The sequence below is a fragment of the Parabacteroides hominis genome (genome assembly GCF_014287585.1).
GTDB lineage: Bacteria > Bacteroidota > Bacteroidia > Bacteroidales > Tannerellaceae > Parabacteroides > Parabacteroides hominis.
On the sequence record NZ_JACOOJ010000005.1, the window covers coordinates 15,622 to 35,596 of the forward strand.

Below are 19,975 nucleotides of genomic sequence, written 5' to 3' on the forward strand. Positions count from 1 at the left end.
ATATTCTATCTCCGGAAGCTATTTCTCAAATCTTCGATTGAAGGAATAAAGAACGAGGCAACTCCGATCAGCCCGACCAATACGCCACCGATCATAAAGGTGTTGCCGATCCCGATCGTATCCGCCAGAAATCCCGTACTCAACAGTCCGATCATGGAAGGAAGCATATTGACACTCATATAGAAAGAGAACACGCGCCCCATTACTACCGGATCGATACGGGTCTGGACTACAGTCGTGAAAGACGCCATATAAAGGGAACCTGATATTCCGCCGACAGCCGTCAACAGGACAAATAACGGATATCCGGAGACCGGCAAGATTCCGGACAGCACGAATGTAAACCCTAACAGGATATACATCCAGTTAATCAGTGAAATCTCATTCAACCGGAATTTCTTCAAGCCGAGGAAAGTCCCTCCCAACAGCGCCCCGATCCCCCAGGCAATCTCTACCAGGCTGATCTGATAAGCATTCCCCGAATAATGATTAAGCGTCATAAGCGGATAGAGCACACTCACCGGCATGATAAAGAATGTTCCTAAGATAGACACCAGGAATAACAATGACAATCCGTTTTGACGCCGGACTTCCATAAAAGCCTCCTTTGCCTCTTTCAGTAGCCGGACCTTCCGGGTTCTTTCCGCATTATCCGGATCAGGGATCGTCACAAATAATAGTGACGTACATGCCAATGCCGCTCCGATCACATCCAACATAAGAATATTTGTCATCTTCATAAAAGAGATGAAAAGAGCCGCCAACGCCGGACCGGCAATGTTACAAACCGACTGTATAATCTGGTTAATCCCGGCAATCCGGATCAACTCCGATTTAGGGGCCAGCAAAGGAACGGATGCCTGCATAGCCGGCATATGGAAAGCAGAACCGGCCGAACGCAGGGCCAGCAAAAGATAGACATGTCCTATCTTCGCTATATCCAGATAAAACAGGACTGCCAGGATCAGCGTACAGAAAGCGATAAAACTGTCGGCCAGGATCATCACCCGCTTTCTTTTCCATCGATCCACAAAAATACCGGTAAACAAGCCCAATACGGATTGGGGAAGCATAGCCATGATAGTAGCCAAAGCCAATACCTCCGCCGATTTAGTTTCAAAACTTAGCCATAAGACAATTGCAAAATTAACGATCGAACTGGTCAGGATAGAGAAAAACTGCCCGGTCCATATAATAGCGAATACTTTTTTCCAGTTATTCATAGGAAATGCAAGTATACGAATAAAATCCGAATTAACAAACCTGATATAAAAAAACGAAGGCCGCGGGATTCACATCCGACGGCCTCCTACACTAACCCTTAACTTTAACCAATGAAAAACAATAATCTACTTAATTAGTTTTTTAGCGAAGCGATTGCGGCTTCGTAATTCGGCTCGTTTGTTATTTCGGAAACCAGTTCCTCATAAACAACTTTACCTGCTTCGTCGACAACTATCACGCCACGGGCTAACAAACCCTTCAGCGGACCATCGACCATCAACATCCCGTACCCGTTTTCAAAACAAGAACAACGGAATGCAGAAAGTGGAATCACTTTATCGATACCTTCCGTGGTACAGAAACGTCCTTGCGCAAAAGGCAAGTCTTTTGACACGGCAAGCACCACAGTGTTCGGAAGAGAAGCGGCTTCTTTATTAAAACGTCTTACCGATGCGGCACACACAGCGGTGTCCAAACTCGGAAATACGTTAATCACGACTTTCTTACCTTTCAAATCTTTCAGATGCAATTCGGATAAATCGCTCTTTACACCTTTAAAATCAGGAGCCTCTACTCCAACTGCGGGCAATGAACCGTTCGTATTGACTTCATTACCTTTTAATGTTATCTTTGCCATCTTTTGTAGTATTTTATGTTCTTTATCAAAAGCGGCTTACAAATATAAGCTGCTTTGTATAACTTAAACAAAGGAATCTGAAGAATGTTTCTCCTTTTAACTCTTTTTAATTACTGCTCGCGATAACTCTTTTTCTATCTTTGATCCCAAAATAGAAAGAGATGGATTGGTTGATTATTTGTTTACTTGTCGTAATCATTGCTTTACAGGTCTTTTTCCGCCCTCGGAAAGACCATTCGGATATCGCGAGCGAGCTGAAACGGTTGCTCGACGAAATGCAACGCTCATTTGAACGTATCGAAAAAAACTTCCGGGAAGATTTTCGTCTGAACCGGGAAGAAGGCCGCATCGTCGCCAGGGATAACCGGGAAGAACTGACGCGCTCCATGAACGAATTCCGGGATGCTTTCGATCGGGGGATTGCTTCGTTCAACACCCTCCAACGGGAAAAGTTCGCCAACCTGGACGAACAGCAGCGCCTGCTTGTCGCCAACACGGAAAAACGGTTGGAAGAAATCCGCTTGACCGTAGATGAGAAATTACAAAAGACACTTAACGACCGGATCGGCCAATCATTCCGGCTTGTGACGGAACAACTGGAAAGCGTACAGAAAGGGCTTGGAGAAATGCAAACGTTGGCACAAGACGTCGGCGGCTTGAAACGTGTCCTCAGCAATGTAAAGACACGCGGCAACATCGGGGAAATCCAGTTAAGCATGCTTCTCGAACAAATCTTGGCGCCGGAACAATACGAGGCGAACGTACACACCCGCAAAGGATCGGATGCCGTCGTGGAGTTTGCCGTCAAACTTCCGGGGCGTGACGATGTCCGCGAATTTGTCTATCTGCCGATAGACGCAAAATTCCCCAAAGACGTCTACGAACAGCTGCTCGACGCATACGATCACGCCGACCCCCAGGCAATAGAGGTAGCCGGAAAACTATTGGAAACAACCATTAAAAAGATGGCAAAGGATATTTCCGACAAATATCTGGCTCCCCCCGCCACCACCAACTTCGGCATTATGTTCCTGCCTTTCGAAGGAATCTATGCGGAGGTCGTACGCCGTTCTTCCCTGCTGGAAGAACTACAACGCAACTATAAGGTGGTCGTCACCGGCCCGACAACACTTGCCGCGATCCTGAACAGCCTGCAAATGGGATTCCGCACGCTCGCGATCCAGAAACACTCCGGTGAGGTATGGACCATCTTAGGAGCGGTAAAGAAAGAATTCGAGAAGGTAGGCGGCATGCTGGAAAAAGCACAGAAGAACCTGCAGACAGCCAGCGGGCAGATCGAAGAAGTGTTAGGGACACGCACACGCGTGATCCAGCGCAAACTGAAAGATGTAGACACCCTCAGCGACAGGGAGGCACGTGCCATCCTTCCCGAAATCGGTTCATTAACGGAGGAAGAAGACGAAAACGGATTATGAAAAAAAGACAGATTCCACATACATACGCCATCATATTTTATATCATTCTTTTCTGTGCCGCCCTCACCTGGATCATTCCGGGCGGACAATACAAGGAAAGCATCAATGCCGCCGGAGAAAAAACGGTTGTCTACGAAGCGGTAGAACATGTTCCGCAAACCTGGCAGGTGTTCTCGGCTTTTTACAAGGGATTTGTCGACAAGGCAGATATCATCGTTTTCATCCTGATCATCGGAGGGGCGTTCTGGATCGTCAACGACAGTAAGGCTTTCGATATCGGAACCGTCAGCTTCCTGCGCCGTGCCCGCAAGATGGAAAACAACCGCTTCTTGCGTAAGATCGGAGTAGAGAATTTCTTACTTACATCCATCATGCTACTATTCAGCATATTCGGAGCTGTCTTCGGGATGAGTGAAGAGACAATCGCATTTTGCCTGGTGCTTGTCCCGATGGCGATCTCGATGGGATATGACTCCATTACAGGCGTTTGCATGGTCTTTGTCGCCGCCGGATTAGGATTTGCCGGAGCGATACTGAACCCGTTTACAATCGGTATCGCACAAGGGCTGGCAGGTATTCCGCTCTTTTCCGGGATCGAATACCGGATATTTTGCTGGGTCGTAATCAACCTGATCGGTTTCGCCTGGATACTGCGTTATGCCGCCAAGGTCAGGAAAGACCCGAAATCATCACCGGTCTACGAAGAGGACCAGTATTGGCGGGACCTGCACGGCAATAATTCGCCGGATGTAAGCTACCATACGCCACGTGCCGCCTGGATCAGTTTCGGGCTACTGGCAACCGTACAAATCATTTTCGCGGCTTATTATCCGACCACTACCTTACAAATCGGGAACAGCGTAATCAAAGGGTTGCCTCTCCTTCCCGTATTAACGGCAGCTTTCATCCTGACTTCCTTGTTCACCCTACGCAAGACAGTCCATCTTTATATCCTGAACCTCCTCTTCTTCACGATTTTTTATCTGATAACGGGAGTGATGGGATATGGCTGGTATATCATGGAGATAGCCACCCTGTTCTTTGCCCTCGGACTGGCTGCCGGCATCGCCAACAACCGGACTCCGAACGAACTGGTCAAACTGTTTCTGGACGGGTGCAAGGACATTATGAGCGCAGCCTTGGTAGTCGGCCTTGCAGGCGGTATTATCGTGATACTGAAAGACGGACTCGTCATCGACACCATTCTCTACAACCTGGCGAAAGGGATGGAAGGGCTCGGACAAGTGGCAACCGTCGGCATGATGTACGTGATCCAGACGCTGATCAACCTGATCATTCCTTCCGGAAGTGCCAAAGCGGCCCTGACCATGCCGATCATGGCTCCCTTCTCCGACTTGATCGGATTGTCAAAGCAAGCGACCGTGATGGCTTTCCAGTTCGGAGACGGATTCACCAATATGATCACCCCGACATCGGGAGTGCTGATCGCCGTTCTGGGTGTCAGCCGCATCCCTTACGATAAATGGTTTCGCTGGGCATGGAAATTCATATTGCTTCTGGTAATAGTCGGATTCCTGTTGCTAATACCGACAGTATTGGTTCCAATGAACGGATTTTAATGGAACGGAAGATCATACATATCGACATGGACGCCTTCTACGCTTCAGTAGAACAGCGGGATAATCCGGAACTTCGCGGGATTCCGCTTGCAGTCGGCCATGCGGAGGAACGGGGTGTCGTAGCGGCAGCGAGCTACGAAGCCCGGAAATTCGGCGTGCGCTCCGCCATGTCGTCACAAAGGGCAAAACGTCTATGCCCGCAACTCACGTTCGTGCCCGGACGGATGGATGTCTATAAAGCGGTGTCCCGCCAGATACACGAAATCTTCCACGAGTATACGGACATTGTCGAGCCGCTTTCACTGGACGAGGCGTTTCTGGACGTAACCGAGAATAAGCAGAATATCCCTCTTGCCGTCGACATAGCCAAAGCGATCAAGCTAAAAATCCGGGAAGAACTGCATCTGATTGCCTCGGCAGGAGTCTCGTATAATAAGTTTTTAGCCAAAATCGCCTCCGACTACCGCAAGCCGGACGGACTTTGCACCATCCATCCGTCCCAAGCGGAAGAGTTCATCAAACGCCTGCCGATCGAATCCTTCTGGGGGATCGGCCCGGTCACCGCCCAACGGATGCACTCGTTAGGCATCCATAACGGAGAACAGTTGAGAGCTTGTTCACAAGAAATGCTCACCCGGCAATTCGGAAAAGCAGGGATTTTATATTATGAGTTCTCAAGAGGGATAGACCTGCGCCCGGTCGAAGCGGTCCGAATCCGCAAATCCGTAGGCTGCGAACATACGCTTGAAAAAGACATTTCGCAGCAATCGTCCGTTATCATCGAATTATATCATGTTGCAACCGAACTGATCGAACGGCTGCAACGAACCGGCTTCAAAGGAAACACCCTTACTTTAAAGATTAAATTCCATGATTTCAACCAAAAGACAAGAAGCATCACCCAAAGCCACGAACTGACTACTTTAGCCAAAATACTTCCTTTAGCCAAAGGACTGTTGAAAGACATCGAATATACGACCCACCCGATTCGCCTGATCGGCCTTTCGGTCTCCAACCCTTACGAGAAGAACGAAGAAAAAGCCCGCTGGGAACAACTCAGTTTCGAATTCAGCGATTGGGATTACTCTAAATAAGTATATCCATACAAGCCGGAACGATAGTTGGAAAGGAACTCCTTGCCTTCTTCAACCGAAATCTTGCCTTCCTTTACAGACTTAGTCACCCAAGTTTCCAGCGTCCTCACCAGTTTTTTAGGATTATACTGAACATAATCGAGCACTTCGGCAACCGTTTCTCCGTCGATGACCTGCTCGATGTTGTAGCCTTTTTCATCCACTGTTACATGCACGGCATTCGTATCGCCGAAAAGATTGTGCATGTCTCCCAGAATTTCCTGATAGGCCCCCACCAGAAAGACACCGATATAATAAGCATCTTTTCCTTTCAGCGAATGGACCGGCAGATCATGAGAAACATTGCGCGTCGAAATAAAGTTAGCGATCTTGCCATCCGAATCGCAGGTTATATCCTGCAAAGTCGCCGTCCGGTCAGGCCGTTCATCCAACCGCTGGATAGGCACGATCGGGAAAATCTGATCGATCGCCCAAGAGTCCGGCAAAGACTGGAAAAGCGAGAAATTACAGAAATACTTATCAGCCAACAGCTTGTCCAGCTTGCGAAACTCATCCGGTGCATGTTTCAGGCCGGAAGCGATCTGGCTGATCTCGCGCGTCACAGACCAATACAACCGCTCGATCTGGGCGCGGGTCTTCAAATCGACAATGCCATGACTGAACAAATCCAATGCCTCCTCGCGTATCTGCTGCGCATCGTGCCAGGCTTCCAGCATACGGCTCTGATTCAGCTTATCCCAAATTTCATACAGTTCCTGCACAAGCTCATGGTCGGATTCACTCACTTCGAAGTCTTCATCCATTTCGGGAAGCGTAGCAGTTTCCAGTACTTCAAATATCAAAACAGAATGATGGGCTGTCAACGAACGTCCGCTCTCCGTTATAATATTCGGATGCGGGATGCCGTTCTTATCACTGACATCGACCATTGTTGAAATAGAGTCGTTCACATATTCCTGGATGGAATAATTGACACTGCTCTCGCTATTGGAAGAGCGGGTTCCGTCGTAATCGACTCCCAGTCCGCCGCCAATATCCACAAACTCTATATTGAAGCCCATTGCATGCAGCTGCACATAGAACTGCGACGCTTCACGCAAAGCCGTCTTAATACGGCGTATCTTGGTCACCTGGCTGCCGATGTGGAAATGGATCAGCTTCAGGCAATCTGCCAAATCTTTCTTTTCAAGGAAATCAAGTGCTTCCAGCAATTCGCTGGACGTCAAGCCGAACTTGCTGGCATCGCCCCCGCTCTCTTCCCATTTGCCACTGCCGGAAGAGGCCAACTTGATGCGGATGCCGATATTCGGACGGACATTCAGTTGTTTAGCCATCTTGGCGATCAAAGCCAACTCATTGATCTTCTCGACAACCAAAAAGATGCGTTTCCCCATTTTCTGCGCCAGCAAAGCCAGTTCGATATAGCTCTCATCCTTGTAGCCGTTGCAGATAATCAAAGAATCCGAATCCGTATTGACCGCAATCACCGCATGGAGTTCCGGCTTGGAACCGGCTTCCAACCCTAAGTTGAACTTCTTGCCATGACCGATAATTTCTTCCACTACCGGACGCATCTGATTTACTTTAATAGGATAGATAATGAAATTCTGCGCCTTATAACCATATTCATCGGAAGCCTGCTTGAAGCAGTTCGCTATCTTTTCAATACGGTTATCCAGAATATCTGGGAAACGGATCAGTACAGGAGCCTCCACATCCCGTAATTGCAGTTCGTCGACCAGCTCTCTCAGGTCTACACCGACGCCGTCTTTACGAGGAGTTACTACCACATGACCTTTGTCATTGATACCAAAGTACGAAGTACCCCAACCATTGATGTTGTAGAGTTCTTCTGAGTCTTCAATACGCCATTTTCTCATTTCTTCTTCAGTGCAAAAAATACATTTTTGTATTTGGAATAAATAAATAGATATTGTCCAGACGTTACAAGTCAATATATCTATCGACAAGCTCATCTTTCAAAATGGTTGTAAATATAAGCATTAGATATATAACTATGGCACATTTAGTCAAGAAAAACATCATACAGGGATAATCGTTCCATTTCAGCCGGCAACCGGCTGTCTCCCATACCTCATTCGACCTGTATCGCCTCGACCGTTTGTTGTTTCGTCACATCCATCGGTACTGCCTGATAATGAACCGAAGAGAAATCGATCGGAATGTTTAAGTTTTCGGAACGAAGATAGGTACGGACAAAAAAAGACTTTGACTACAACCTCACGGCCTGGTCAAAGTCAAACGCTTTTATGTAAAAAAAATTAATCTATCCTATTAGTCTATCCAACCTTCGTTCTGCTTCAGGTTCCCGTTCATTTGGATTTCTGTTCTCGGAATGGCCCAATTGTACAACTGGTCGCCTCCCCAAGAATAGGAATACTGGATCGTACCCCAGATCTGCTTCAAACCGGCACCTTCGTGAAACTTGCTTTCATGCAACGTCTTCCAACGCATTTCATCGAAGAAGTTGACACCTTCGCCGGCAAACTCCCAACGACGTTCGTTGCGGATACGTTCACGCATATTGTCCTGACCGGTCACCTGCGTATAGGTATTGCTGTTCAGCAACGCGATGCCGGCACGGGCACGTACCATGTTCACCCATTGCACCGCTTCGTCGGTCTTCCCCTGCTCGTTCAAGCATTCGGCCAGCGAAAGGACTACGTCTGCATAGCGGATGATAGGGATATCGATCGGTGAATACGTACGGTTCGGGATTTCAGAAGCACCCTCAGCCACGAACTTACGGAACAGATAGTAGAAACGGTTGTTTGTATCCGTCTTCACGTCGAACGGATCTGCCGTGTCATATCCTCTGTACGGCCAGCGAAGCGTATAAGTGTAGTCCGTCGCACTGTTAGCGCCGGCATACTGGGAATACGGGGTGATGACAGTTGCCTGCAAACGCGGGTCGCGGTTGGCATAAGCCGCCAAGATACGCGCCTCGTTGCCCGAATCCAGATATTTAGACAGGTCGGCACCGTCGTCCGTCATCTTCGTCTTTTCATCGTCCGTCATGCCATCGCGCAGGAAGTAGACAGAACGGGCACTTGCACTCATGCTGTTGTAGCCGGGGATATAGTCGTCCCAATCGAACGGCTTGCCGTCCACACATTCATACGTATTGACGAAGTCTGTGCTGACCAAGTAGGTATTCCAGCAAGAACCGAACGTCACACGCGAACCATAGCGGAAGGAGAATGAGTTACCGTAACCGCTCTCGCCGATGCACTGCATGGAGAAAATCATTTCATCGCTCTGCTCATTGGCTTCTTTGAACAATTGCTTGTAGCCACCCTGGAACAGGGCATATCCCAAATCGCCCACCTTGCGGAAGTCAGCTTCGGCCTTAGCCCATTCGCTCATCCACATATAGGCTTTTCCACGTAGGGCATAAGCGGCACCCTTCGTGGCACGTCCGTAGCTGGCATCGCCAGCGGCATACTTGTCGGGCAGGTCAGCCGTATTGATAGCATCCGTCAAGTCAGTGATGATCTGATTCCAGACCTCGGCTTCCGTATTGCGTCCTTTGGTAAAGTCGTCCAACTCGGTCGGTTCAAGATACAAGGGTACACCTTTGTACATCATGTTCAACTTGTAATAGAAGAATGCACGCAGGAACTTTGATTCAGCCATCAGGCGGTTCAGTTTCGATTCGCTCAGGGGCGCATTCGGCAGGTTGGCAATGGCGTCGTTGCAACGGCTGATGCCTTCGTAGTGGGCCGACCAATAGCCGGAGAACAGGCCGTCGCTCGTCGTGATGTTGCCGATAGTCAGCGCGTAGTCGCGGTCGCGGCAATCAGCCGATACGCCGAAACATTCGAACTTGTACAAATCGTAAGCGACATTGTCAGCAAGCAACCGGTTATAGATCCCCGTCACCCCCATGTCGGCCAAGTTTTCGGACGTCCACATGTTTCCGGAAGAAATGGAACTGTAGGGAGTCAAGTCCATCAAGTCTCCCCGGCAACCGGTCAACAAAGCGGTTACCACACCGATCAAACATATATTTTTAATGAGTTTCATATTCTTGATACCTTATTTTGATTAGAATGATACATTAACACCGAAAGCGAATTGTCTCAAAGAGGTGTATTCAGGAGTAGCTCCCAATTCCGGATCCTGACCTGGATACTTGGTGATATTGAATACGTTCTCGATAGACATATACAGACGCAGATTATCCATATAAGCTTTCTTGCTGATAGTAGCCGGCAATGTGTAGCCGACAGTCAGGTTTTTCAGCTTCAGATAGTTCCCGTTAAACAGATACAAAGAGCTTGTCTCTAAGTTCTGGAATCCGCTTTCCCCGTTCACCAAACGTCCGTATTTGGCATTGACGTTCGTGCGGGAATCGCTCGGATTTGTCGGATCGTAGAAGTAGTGGTCGTAAGCAATGTCCGTACCCAATGCCACCCCGACACGGGTACTCGGCGAGTTGTAGCCGGTCGAAGTGCCCCAATAGAGCTTGAATCCGGCAGCACCTGCCCAGTTCATCGAAACGTCGAATCCCTTCCAGGCGGCAGACAATTGCAAACCGAAGTTGTATTTCGGGTCTTTGGAAATGCCTTGGAACTCGCGGTCGTCCGAACCGCCATAAATACCGTCACCGTTGGCATCGGCATAGATGTAGTCACCATACCAGATCTTGTCCTTGCTGATCGTCTTGTTCGGCATCAGCGTATAGCCGGCATCGATCATGGCTTTCGCCCATTCCATATCGGTTTCCGTACGGATCATACCGTCGACCGGTCCACCGTTGATTCCGTCGGCAGCATAGCCCTTGCCACTACCCATATACGGGTTCTTCAGGAAATATTCGTTCTTGATATTCCCTTCGATAATCGGGTTTACAGCAGATGAGCTGGAAGCCACCTCACCCAAGTTACTCTTCCATTCGCCGTTTTCATCGTATCCGGCACTGAATTTGCCCTTATATTTGGTCACTTTGTTCGGCGTATAGGAGAAATTACCGCTTACCGAGTAAGAAACTTCACCAATCTTATCCTGCCATCCCAACGTCAATTCGACGCCTTTCTTCACCATCTCGGCCAAGTTCTGACGGGGAGCCGATTTACTACCGACCGTCAAGTAGATAGACGGCGTGTACAAGATACCGGTCGTATTGCTATGGAACGCATCGAACGTGAACGACAAACGGTTGTTGAGGGCATTCAAGTCGATACCGATGTTAGCCATCGTCGACGTTTCCCATGACAGCATGGAGTTGGCCAAAGAGGTACTGGCCAGACCGGAGGTCAGGATACCACCAAACGAGTAGCGGGAGCTACCATAAGTAGACTGGTATTCGTAGTTGCCCACATCATCTCCACCGTCATTACCTACGGAACCGTAAGAGACGCGGAGCTTCAAGTTATCCAACCAATTGCGCGTATTCTCCATAAAGGCTTCTTCCGAAACACGCCATGCGGCAGATGCGGAAGGGAACGTACCCCAACGGTAATCTCTGTGGTAACGGGAGTTTCCATCGTAACGCAAGTTGGCTTCAAATAAATATCTGGACTTGTAAGCGTAGTTGACACGTCCGAAGAACGAACGACGCGCCTTATCAATGGTACCACCGTTGATGCTCTGCATTTCAGTAGCCGATCCCGGCGTATGTACCGACGCATCAATCAACCCTTTCTTCTGTGCACTCCGGGTATCCTGGTTGTAGTAATATTCTTCGTAACCGGCCATGACACCCAAGTCATGATCATTCGCGATTGTCGTATTATAACGCAAAATATTCTGGATCGTATAGCTATAATCCGAACGATTGTAGAAATAGGTCGTCATCTCGGAAGGAGCTGTGGCGGGAGACATAACGGTTCCGTCACTGAAACGAACCTTTTCATACGGGTTGGTCCAAGTCGCATTGTCTTCCCAATACCGCTTGTAGTTCAGGTTGAAGTCCCACGAAAGGCCCTTCAACGGAGAGATAGTCGAATAGAGCGTAGTGTTGAAGTTCGTCTTCTGCTTCTTTCCGTCTTGCCCGTTCAAGAAAGCCCCGATGGAGTTGGCGGTAGCCGATTCTTCGGGAGCTTCCGGATAACCGTAAGCACCGTTCCATTCCGGATACAAGCCCGGCGTCGTCTGGCGCAGGTAGTTGTTGGCGTTATCGAAGTTTCCCGCCTCCTTGTCTTCCTGAGAAGCAAACGTTCGCGTTCCGACCGTCAACCAATCCGTCACCTTTGCCTCGATGTTGGCACGCAACGTATATTTCTTGATACCGGTATTTTCAACCAGACCGGGGTTATCCAAATAGCCGGCCGACATCAACACGCGGATCTTGTCTGAACCGCCGTTAACAGACACATTATGGTCGTTGATCAAGCCATGTCCGAACAGATAGTCCTGCCAGTTAGTGTTCGGGTAGGCGATGTAGTTGGGCACGCCGTTTTCGTTCACCCCGTTCGGATCTTTCGACTTCTCGCGCCAGAGGTCGATCGTGCTTTGTGCAAAGTGATTCGGCTGGCCGATGTTTTCAAACGACTCGTTGATCCATGTCATGTAGTCGGCATAATCGGTGATCTGGTCGATCAGGTTAGTCGGCTGCGCATAAGAGATACGTCCGGTATAGGAAACCGACAGTTTACCAGCCTTACCCTTTTTTGTCGTGATCAAGATAACACCATTGGCTGCACGTGAACCATAGATTGAAGAGGAAGCGGCATCCTTCAGGACGGAGATGTTCTCAATATCCTGTGGGTTCACCAAGTCCATCGAACCTTCCACACCGTCGATCAAGACCAACGGGTCCTGGTTGTTCAAGGTTCCGACACCACGGATACGGATCGTCGAACCGTCGCTACCCGGCTGTCCGGAGTTCTGCATGACCTGCACACCGGCACTGATACCGGCTAAGGCATTCGACACATTCGTGATCGGGCGAGACAAAGCCTGTTCTTCGAAGTTTACGGAAGAGACGGAACCCGTCAAATTCACCTTCTTCTGCGTACCGTAACCTACGACAACGACTTCATCCAACGCCTGAGAGTCTTCCTTCAGACTAATAGTCAGGTTCGCCTGTCCTTTTACCGGCACTTCCAGATTCTGATACCCGATATAGGATACCACTAAAATAGCATTAGCAGAAACTTCCAAGGAAAAATTACCATCCATATCAGTGATAGTCCCGTTGGTTGTTCCTTTTTCTACCACATTTGCTCCTGCAATAGGACCAAGTGCATCTTCCACCACTCCTTTGACAGTATGCTTAGCCTGTTGCGGAGAAGCAACAGGTACAGGCTCCGCAGAGCCTAATGTATCGGAGGATGGAGCAGCAGATGCTATCCCTATTGATGCCAGAAACATGGTAGCCCCTAAAAACATCGCCTTTGATACATCACAACGTTTTAAATCTTTTGTCATAATAAATCAGACTTACTCGATTAAATTTTATTAATTGATTAATTCACACAATGCTTTCCACTTTTACCCTCAGAGTATCATAGTACTCTAAGAACTATGGAATTTCTGGCCTGATTTGTACTGCGGATTTTCATTCAGGATATGGATAAATAGTTTTTACCGATTCCTTTTCTTTCGTTTTCCATTGGCTTGTTTTACCAAAAGGCCTTTTGATGATGGAATTTAAACACGCTAACAATATTTATTGAAAAACAGACTAAGCTTATTTAGTTCAAGTGAAAATAATAAAATAAGGATGCCTGTTCCAGAGGTAACCATAAATATGGTTTTATCTGTATTATTTACTTAAAGGAGAGATTTCTTGCAAATCATTTTTAGAGATATGACAATATTGGATTTGATTTAACTGTTTAAATAACAATACATTGGGAATATGTTAAAGAAATGTGTCTGGATAATTCATGCACATGAAATGGATAATTTTACACAATACTTCATCTTATTAACGACTACATTTGCAACGTTTCTACCATAGTTCTTAGAGAACTAAGAACAAACATTCACCCGATATTTTAGTGGAAAAGCCAGTATTCTTCGTCCGCTTCGAAGACTATTTGAATCATGGGGATGCGTCATCTGACCTGATTACCTTTGTATTATATCGTATCACAAAAATAATATACTTATGTGCGAACACAAAAAAAGCGCAAACTATTAACCGATAACAGTTTGCGCTTTATACAAGTGATTCCGGAGCGATTCGAACGCTCGACCCACGCCTTAGAAGGGCGTTGCTCTATCCAGCTGAGCTACGGAACCATCCTTATTTGCGGTGCAAAGGTAGTATTATTATTTAAATATGCAAAGGCTTTATGCCATTTTTTCACTTTAGAGGATATAAACCGGTTATTCCTGTCAGAAGCACTTCTGTCCCATCAATTTGGATATAACCATCATTCACAACATTCACAAAGCAATATATCGCTGAATAATAACAGGTTACAATATCTTTTCCTCAGCATTCTTTCCTTCACATCATCCACAACCTTCACACCACACTGCGATTCTATCTTCTATCCATTGCATTATCGAACCATCATATTTTGATCAGCCGGTAACAATTTCCGCGCCTGGTATGCACACAACGCAGACCGGAAGCGTTCAAGGTACGGGCAAAGGCCAATGAGGAGCGATTGCTGAATTTTCGTCCGGAAGTTACGGATATATAATCCAGCAACTCGACAGCCGTATACAATTCAAATTCCTCATCACTCCCCGGAACACGGAAATAGCTGTAGAGATATTGGATTTCAAGAGGGAGCTGCTGAAAATCCATATTCGCCTGCTCCATTGCCAACTCCTCCTCCTTGTCCAGCCAATAGCGTTCCCCGTTACGGATAGCAGCAAGCGCCTGAGCATAAAGCTGTCCATAATCGGGAGGAGTCGAGATGTCGATCGCACCGTTCACCTTCACACAAAGATATCGCCTGCTCCCGGTCGGGTCTGTCAGCAAATCCATCGGATTAGCCGTTGCCGAGAACGAAGCGAGCCGCCTCATCTGCCGGAACGTCTTTTGATGCGGAGCACGTACTTTCAAGTCAGGTTTCTGGATAAGATGTTTCAAATCGGCCTGATACTTACGGCTTAACCGATCGAACTCATCAATCGTGATCAACAGGTTACGTGCCATCAGCAACTCCGCTTCCGCCTTGTTCTCCAGATTGATACTTTCCGCATGATATTCCTGCAAAGACGGAGGCAGCAACAGACGGAAAAAAACCGATTTCGATATTCCTTGCCCGCCGACCAATACCGGAACCAAACTATTCGCATACAGCCGGTCGCGCTTATACCAATGCGCCACCATGCTGAGGAACCAGATGTAAAACCGGTCACGCCACAGCCGGTCACCCGTCGGCACCGTGTCGGCAAGCGGACGTATCCGGTCTTTACCGTCCCATTCCGGCAACTGGCCTAAAAACGATTCCAGCGGATTATAGGCCGGAACCCGCGGGGAATAGAGATACCGGCGCACATCCTTATCCCATATTTCCAGGCCTTCTTCCATCGCATTCAGACAAATCCCATTCAGCACCTCAGGCGTAACCGGACGGAAATGGAAACAAAACGATTGCCGTTCACGATATTCCACCTCGTCACGTATCTCATTCTTACGAAACTCATACCGGCGTTTCAGGAACTCCTCCATCCTGACCAGCAAATTCATGGAGGGCGGGACACAAGGTTTCCGCCCGAACACCTTCCGGCTGTCATACACATTATGCACGGTCAGCCGTACCAGCCGTTCATCGCTCCTATAATAAGTATGGAAATAGACCCATTTCACCACATCTTCTTCCGGGATTCCGGAAGCAAAACACAATTCCGCCACAGCAACCAGAAACCCTTTCGGCTCCTCCTCCTGCCAACCGGCCCCTTTCTCGCGAATCACTTGCGCCAGACAGTTCTCAAACATCATCTCAATCTTTTTATGCCGTTCGAATCCCGGCAGGACACGGTCGAGCGGATCGTCCGAACGCTCGACCAGCTCTGTGTACCCCGGTTCCTCAGGCATCCCTGCGGGTTGTTCCATCCGTACGGGCTGCGCTTCGGGATTGTAGAAACATCCCGGATCGAAAGAGAGGCGACACCCCCCGTCAAGCAGAGGTTCCCGATGTGTGACGGCACGCTGCAACTGCGTCTCGAAATGCAGCACCGCACGCCGATAAGCGTGGGCATGAAAGCAAGCCGCTTTTTCCTCCGTCTCCGGCAGGCGCCCGTCCGGCAACGTGTACCTCACAACCACTTTCACGCTCTGTCCGCCGGCCCCGACAAAAGCCAATAGCGGTTGGTTATACAAAACCAGGCGATCCCGTATCCGCCCGGCCTCCTCCACACTTGCCAAACGGTCTATCACAACCAGCACCAACCCGTTGTAATGACGCCAAAGACGATCCTTATAACCGGAAGAGAAAATTACAGACGGGATTTTCCCCGCTTCAACCGGACGGCTACCAGGCGAGCAATACGGAATCGACTGCCGTAAGGACAACACGGCGTTTTTCCTTTTCTCGTCTTTCAGCATTTCTACTACAGCCTGTAGCTCCATCAACTTATGGCTGCCGCCATTTCCTTTTACCCACGTAACTTTCATTTGGCCTCCTCCTTATTCGCCAATACATAAACCGCCACTTTCGGCCCCCCCAACCGCAGGATATTCCCTCCGGCTTTCAAGCGGTTCAAATCCGCCTGTGCCTGATAGCGTGAGCAAGCATTCAGTCCCATGCAGGTAGAGCTTCTGATTTCTCCGTTTCGCTGGAGATGCCGCAAGATACGCGCCAGCCGCTCTTCCTCCGGAAACGCATCCTGCTTCCGGAAGCCGGAAGCCCGTTCGAACTTCATCAGGTTCATTCTACGCCTCAACGATTTGGCAGCCCTGAATACCACACGCGAAAAACGAATACTTTCCGCCCGTATATCCTTTGCATCGGAAACAGGCGGACAAGAGGCCGTCGCCTCGAATATTCCGATATCTTCCAGTTCGACACGGTCTCCATCGGAGAGGGCGCTGACCATCTCTTCTTTGAACAGGGACATGATACCTTCCACTTCACCGGCATTAAAGGTGCTTCGTCCGGCAATCCGCCAGCATAAATCCTTAAAGGACAGCACATCCCGGTTCACGATCCGCACATGTAAAACAGGTTTCGCGCCTGTTTCGACCAGAGAGGAAGGGGGATTTTTGAAAAACTGATACTTTGCAGCCATTCTTTGTTGTTATTTGTTTACTCCCTATATCCTAAGACATTACGAGTTTATTTATATTGATTTAAGATCAACACCACATGTCATTCGATTTGCGACCTATATGGAAAAGCTTTGCGATATATATGGAGAAAGAAAGCGACATAGATCGTTAAGCTTTGCGACATGGGAGACAAGGCGACTCATACGTGTGTAAAGATATAAAATATACCGGACAAATCCTTAGATTTTCAAGAGAAATGCAATAAATAACAGAAGTTTCCGGGAATGTGAAAGTAGTGAAGGACGTGAAGGTTCGCATAGGGGTTAAAACAGCATATATCTGCATGATTAACAATTGCTTATATATGTGTGAAAGATGTGAATGATAAAAACAGATAAAAGATTGATATTGCCTTCTTTTAGGCGTATCAAAAAATAAAACATTTGCAAATAAAGACGATTTTTTGTTTCAGAACGGATATCCCACCGCAAAATGCCAAGCAAAGTTATTATGGAAGTTCGGATGCAGGATGGCCCACTTCCTTTTGCCGCTTTCCTGCGGGTTATAGGCTTTCATACCGGTATCGAAGCGGATCAGGAAGAAATCGAAATCGAGGCGGAGACCTAATCCATAAGAGACGGCAATCTCTTTGTAGAAGCGGGAGAAATCGAAGTTGCCGTTCGGACGGCTCTCATCCTTATGGAAAGTCCAGATATTACCGGCATCGATAAAGGCGGCCATTTCGAATTTCCAAAATAGCTTCGTGCGGTATTCCAGATTCAAATCCAGGCGGATATCACCGATCTGCTGGGCAAAGGACTTGACCGAATCGAGCGGCATACTACCGGGACCGAGCGAACGGACAGACCAACCGCGGACACTGTTTGCACCTCCTGAGAAATAGCTGCGCTCGAACGGCAGCATCTTCGAATTGCCATACGGATAACCGACTCCGACACCGACATGGAAAGCTAACTTGTTACGGTTGTCCAGCACGATACTTTTGCTGAAATCGATATCCCCTTTCACAAACTGGGCATAATTAATTCCAAACAATTTATAACGCCCTTCGTCGTCTTTATCCGCACCGGTCAGTTTGGAAAGCCCGTACAGCAAGTTACCCGCCATCTCGAAGGAGAAGCGAACGGAATGTGTATTCCTCAAACGGTTCTGAGGATCATAATTGTTAAAAGAATAGGTATAACCGGAACCGACAATAAACTGGTCGGTAAAATTATACCGAAGTGTGGATTCCGGCAATTCGCTCTTGAACGTCGAATCTACTTTCGGCAAATATACATAATCGATGTCCAACAACTTGAAAACATGGCGCGCCTGCATATTGCTCCGTTCCTGCCAGATATAATTCCATCCGGCAGAGAGAATGGACCTTTTGAACTCCGGACGCGTCTGCATGCTGTAGCTCACCTTCAATTCGGTCGTTGCACGAATCTTACGCCGGAAATTCTCATGCAGGAAGGGGAACAGGAAACGGGGAAACAAAACAGATGCTTCCGTACCGAACTCCCAAAAGTTGTTTCCTTCCGACTGGCTACCGGTTAGCGCCTCATAAGCGCCGCGGACTTTGGCCGAGAAAACCTCCGAGCCCTTGAACAAGTTCCGGTGCTGATAGTTCAAACTCGAAGCAAAGCCAAAATCACCTGCCGAGTTCGTTCCTTCCAGGTCGACTCCGAAGCCTTGCAGCTTGGCGGGAGAAGTCAGGATCGTACAGTTGAGCTTCATCGTGTCGTTCTCTTCGACCTCCGAAAAGCGGATATTCACGTTACGCAAAGCACGCAGCGTGGCAAACGAAGAATAGGTCTGCTCCACCGTCCGCTCGTTATACAGGCGTCCCGGCATGATATAATTGCTCTTGCGCAAAACTCCCGGACGGATACTTCTGCCGTTCTTGCCGTAGAGGACATTAATACCTCCGGTCCTGACCGTATCGTAGGGCATGGCGTTGTTTTCCTCCAACGTCAACGGGTTATAATCGGTCACAATCGAAACGTCTTTAATATAATACTGGCGATGCAACGTGTCGACCACCGTCCCGTCGGGCTTTTGCAAACGGTACGGCTTCAACAGCATATCCAGGTCTACGATATTGCGGTTCAAAGAGCTATCGGCAATATAAGACAGGTAATCCCGGTTGAAGGCATAATAACCGCGCCGGCGGAACAAAGCCGTGAGGCGTTGCCGCTCCTTGTCCAGTACATCGCGGTCAAACAGGGCACTGTCTTTTATCAGCGAAGTATAATCGTCGGAATAAGTACGGAAAGCCGAAGCCAGCACGGAACGGTGGGGCGGCTTGAGCTTGGCGATACTGTCGATCTTCGGATCGCTCAAATCAACCGAATAGTCGTGGATGCGGTAAGGAGTGTTTGGGACGATCTTATAGCTCACAACAGCCTTTTTGCTTCGCGAAGTATCGATAGAAGCCGAGACTTCGGCGTTCATATATCCTTTATTGATGAAGAAGCGTTTCAGCTCGTCGACCGACTGCGTTACTAATGTCGTATCCAGGATAACCGGCGCCTCTCCCATCCGGCGAAGCTGTTTATTGATCCATTTCTTCTCGTTCCGTCCCGACCAGTCGTACACGAACAACTGCCATTTCATCAATCCGAATGCCTTAAAGTTGGGCTGCTGGCGCAAATAAGGCTTCAAGTCGCTGTTTTTATAAGTCTTGCCATCCGACACGATCTCCACTTTGTCCAGCAGGTATTCTCCCTCGCCCACATATTTCGTCGAGCTACAGGAGACTAACAGCAATAGGAAACAAATGAAATATAGTGTTTGGATTCCCTTCATCATTCAAGCTTTTACGCACGCAAATGTAACTGAATTTAAAGAAATTC

The 19,975-nt window shown here is 48.2% G+C and carries 11 protein-coding genes and 1 tRNA gene; 3 read left to right on the forward strand and 9 right to left on the reverse strand.

Features of this window, described 5'->3' with window-relative positions; genetic code table 11:
- Nucleotides 1-5 precede the first annotated feature (5 nt).
- Both H8S65_RS04060 and tpx read right to left on the reverse strand, forming a co-directional pair.
- On the reverse strand, nt 6-1,223 hold the full coding sequence (locus H8S65_RS04060) for an MFS transporter (protein WP_186928677.1): 1,218 nt from the start codon (nt 1,221-1,223) through the stop codon (nt 6-8).
- A gap of 134 nt (nt 1,224-1,357) precedes the next feature.
- A complete protein-coding gene (gene tpx, locus H8S65_RS04065; protein ID WP_186928679.1) occupies nt 1,358-1,861 on the reverse strand; it encodes a thiol peroxidase in 504 nt (167 codons plus the stop codon).
- Nucleotides 1,862-2,022: 161 nt separating this feature from the next.
- On the opposite strand from tpx, the gene H8S65_RS04070 reads away from it, so the two are divergent.
- Genes H8S65_RS04070 through dinB form a run of 3 tightly spaced genes read left to right on the forward strand, consistent with a single transcriptional unit; the run spans nt 2,023 to nt 5,971 of the window.
- Nucleotides 2,023-3,297 carry a DNA recombination protein RmuC gene (locus H8S65_RS04070; RefSeq protein ID WP_186928680.1) on the forward strand — a complete coding sequence of 425 codons (1,275 nt, stop codon included), beginning with the start codon at nt 2,023-2,025 and terminating at the stop codon, nt 3,295-3,297.
- The gene (locus tag H8S65_RS04075; RefSeq protein WP_186928681.1) at nt 3,294-4,877 is read left to right on the forward strand and encodes a YfcC family protein; all 1,584 of its coding nucleotides are present in this window, start codon (nt 3,294-3,296) and stop codon (nt 4,875-4,877) included. The genes H8S65_RS04070 and H8S65_RS04075 overlap by 4 nt, the downstream gene beginning before the upstream one ends.
- Nucleotides 4,877-5,971: a DNA polymerase IV gene (dinB, locus tag H8S65_RS04080; protein WP_186928683.1), complete on the forward strand. Its 1,095-nt coding sequence runs from the start codon at nt 4,877-4,879 to the stop codon at nt 5,969-5,971. The genes H8S65_RS04075 and dinB overlap by 1 nt, the downstream gene beginning before the upstream one ends.
- Here the strand turns inward: dinB and speA are convergent.
- The 7 genes from speA to tamL form a co-directional block, all read right to left on the reverse strand.
- Complete coding sequence (gene speA, locus H8S65_RS04085; RefSeq protein WP_186928685.1) at nt 5,959-7,851, reverse strand: biosynthetic arginine decarboxylase; 1,893 nt, start codon at nt 7,849-7,851, stop codon at nt 5,959-5,961. The two genes, dinB and speA, sit on opposite strands and share 13 nt — an antisense overlap.
- Nucleotides 7,852-8,266: 415 nt before the next feature.
- Nucleotides 8,267-10,018 carry a RagB/SusD family nutrient uptake outer membrane protein gene (locus H8S65_RS04090; protein WP_186928687.1) on the reverse strand — a complete coding sequence of 584 codons (1,752 nt, stop codon included), beginning with the start codon at nt 10,016-10,018 and terminating at the stop codon, nt 8,267-8,269.
- Between the two features lie 21 nt (nt 10,019-10,039).
- Nucleotides 10,040-13,366 (reverse strand): SusC/RagA family TonB-linked outer membrane protein, encoded by a 3,327-nt coding sequence (locus tag H8S65_RS04095; RefSeq protein WP_186928689.1) that lies wholly within the window; start codon nt 13,364-13,366, stop codon nt 10,040-10,042.
- A 745-nt stretch (nt 13,367-14,111) separates the two neighbouring features.
- Nucleotides 14,112-14,185: transfer RNA gene (locus H8S65_RS04100), tRNA-Arg, on the reverse strand.
- Between the two features lie 277 nt (nt 14,186-14,462).
- Nucleotides 14,463-16,520, reverse strand: coding sequence for a VapE domain-containing protein (locus tag H8S65_RS04105; RefSeq protein WP_186928690.1), 2,058 nt, complete (start codon nt 16,518-16,520; stop codon nt 14,463-14,465).
- The gene (locus tag H8S65_RS04110) at nt 16,517-17,134 is read right to left on the reverse strand and encodes an HU family DNA-binding protein (protein WP_186928692.1); all 618 of its coding nucleotides are present in this window, start codon (nt 17,132-17,134) and stop codon (nt 16,517-16,519) included. Before H8S65_RS04110 ends, H8S65_RS04105 begins: the two co-directional genes overlap by 4 nt.
- Nucleotides 17,135-17,582: 448 nt before the next feature.
- On the reverse strand, nt 17,583-19,931 hold the full coding sequence (gene tamL, locus H8S65_RS04115) for a translocation and assembly module lipoprotein TamL (RefSeq protein ID WP_186928693.1): 2,349 nt from the start codon (nt 19,929-19,931) through the stop codon (nt 17,583-17,585).
- Nucleotides 19,932-19,975: the final 44 nt, after the last annotated feature.

Excerpts from the sequence above, each read along its gene's own strand:
- H8S65_RS04060 (WP_186928677.1), bottom strand. The coding sequence starts at position 1,223 with ATGAATAACTGGAAAAAAGTATTCGCTATTATATGGACCGGGCAGTTT.
- tpx (WP_186928679.1), bottom strand. The coding sequence starts at position 1,861 with ATGGCAAAGATAACATTAAAAGGTAATGAAGTCAATACGAACGGTTCA.
- H8S65_RS04070 (WP_186928680.1), top strand. The coding sequence starts at position 2,023 with ATGGATTGGTTGATTATTTGTTTACTTGTCGTAATCATTGCTTTACAG.
- H8S65_RS04075 (WP_186928681.1), top strand. The coding sequence starts at position 3,294 with ATGAAAAAAAGACAGATTCCACATACATACGCCATCATATTTTATATC.
- dinB (WP_186928683.1), top strand. The coding sequence starts at position 4,877 with ATGGAACGGAAGATCATACATATCGACATGGACGCCTTCTACGCTTCA.
- speA (WP_186928685.1), bottom strand. The coding sequence starts at position 7,851 with ATGAGAAAATGGCGTATTGAAGACTCAGAAGAACTCTACAACATCAAT.
- H8S65_RS04090 (WP_186928687.1), bottom strand. The coding sequence starts at position 10,018 with ATGAAACTCATTAAAAATATATGTTTGATCGGTGTGGTAACCGCTTTG.
- H8S65_RS04095 (WP_186928689.1), bottom strand. The coding sequence starts at position 13,366 with ATGACAAAAGATTTAAAACGTTGTGATGTATCAAAGGCGATGTTTTTA.
- H8S65_RS04105 (WP_186928690.1), bottom strand. The coding sequence starts at position 16,520 with ATGAAAGTTACGTGGGTAAAAGGAAATGGCGGCAGCCATAAGTTGATG.
- H8S65_RS04110 (WP_186928692.1), bottom strand. The coding sequence starts at position 17,134 with ATGGCTGCAAAGTATCAGTTTTTCAAAAATCCCCCTTCCTCTCTGGTC.
- tamL (WP_186928693.1), bottom strand. The coding sequence starts at position 19,931 with ATGATGAAGGGAATCCAAACACTATATTTCATTTGTTTCCTATTGCTG.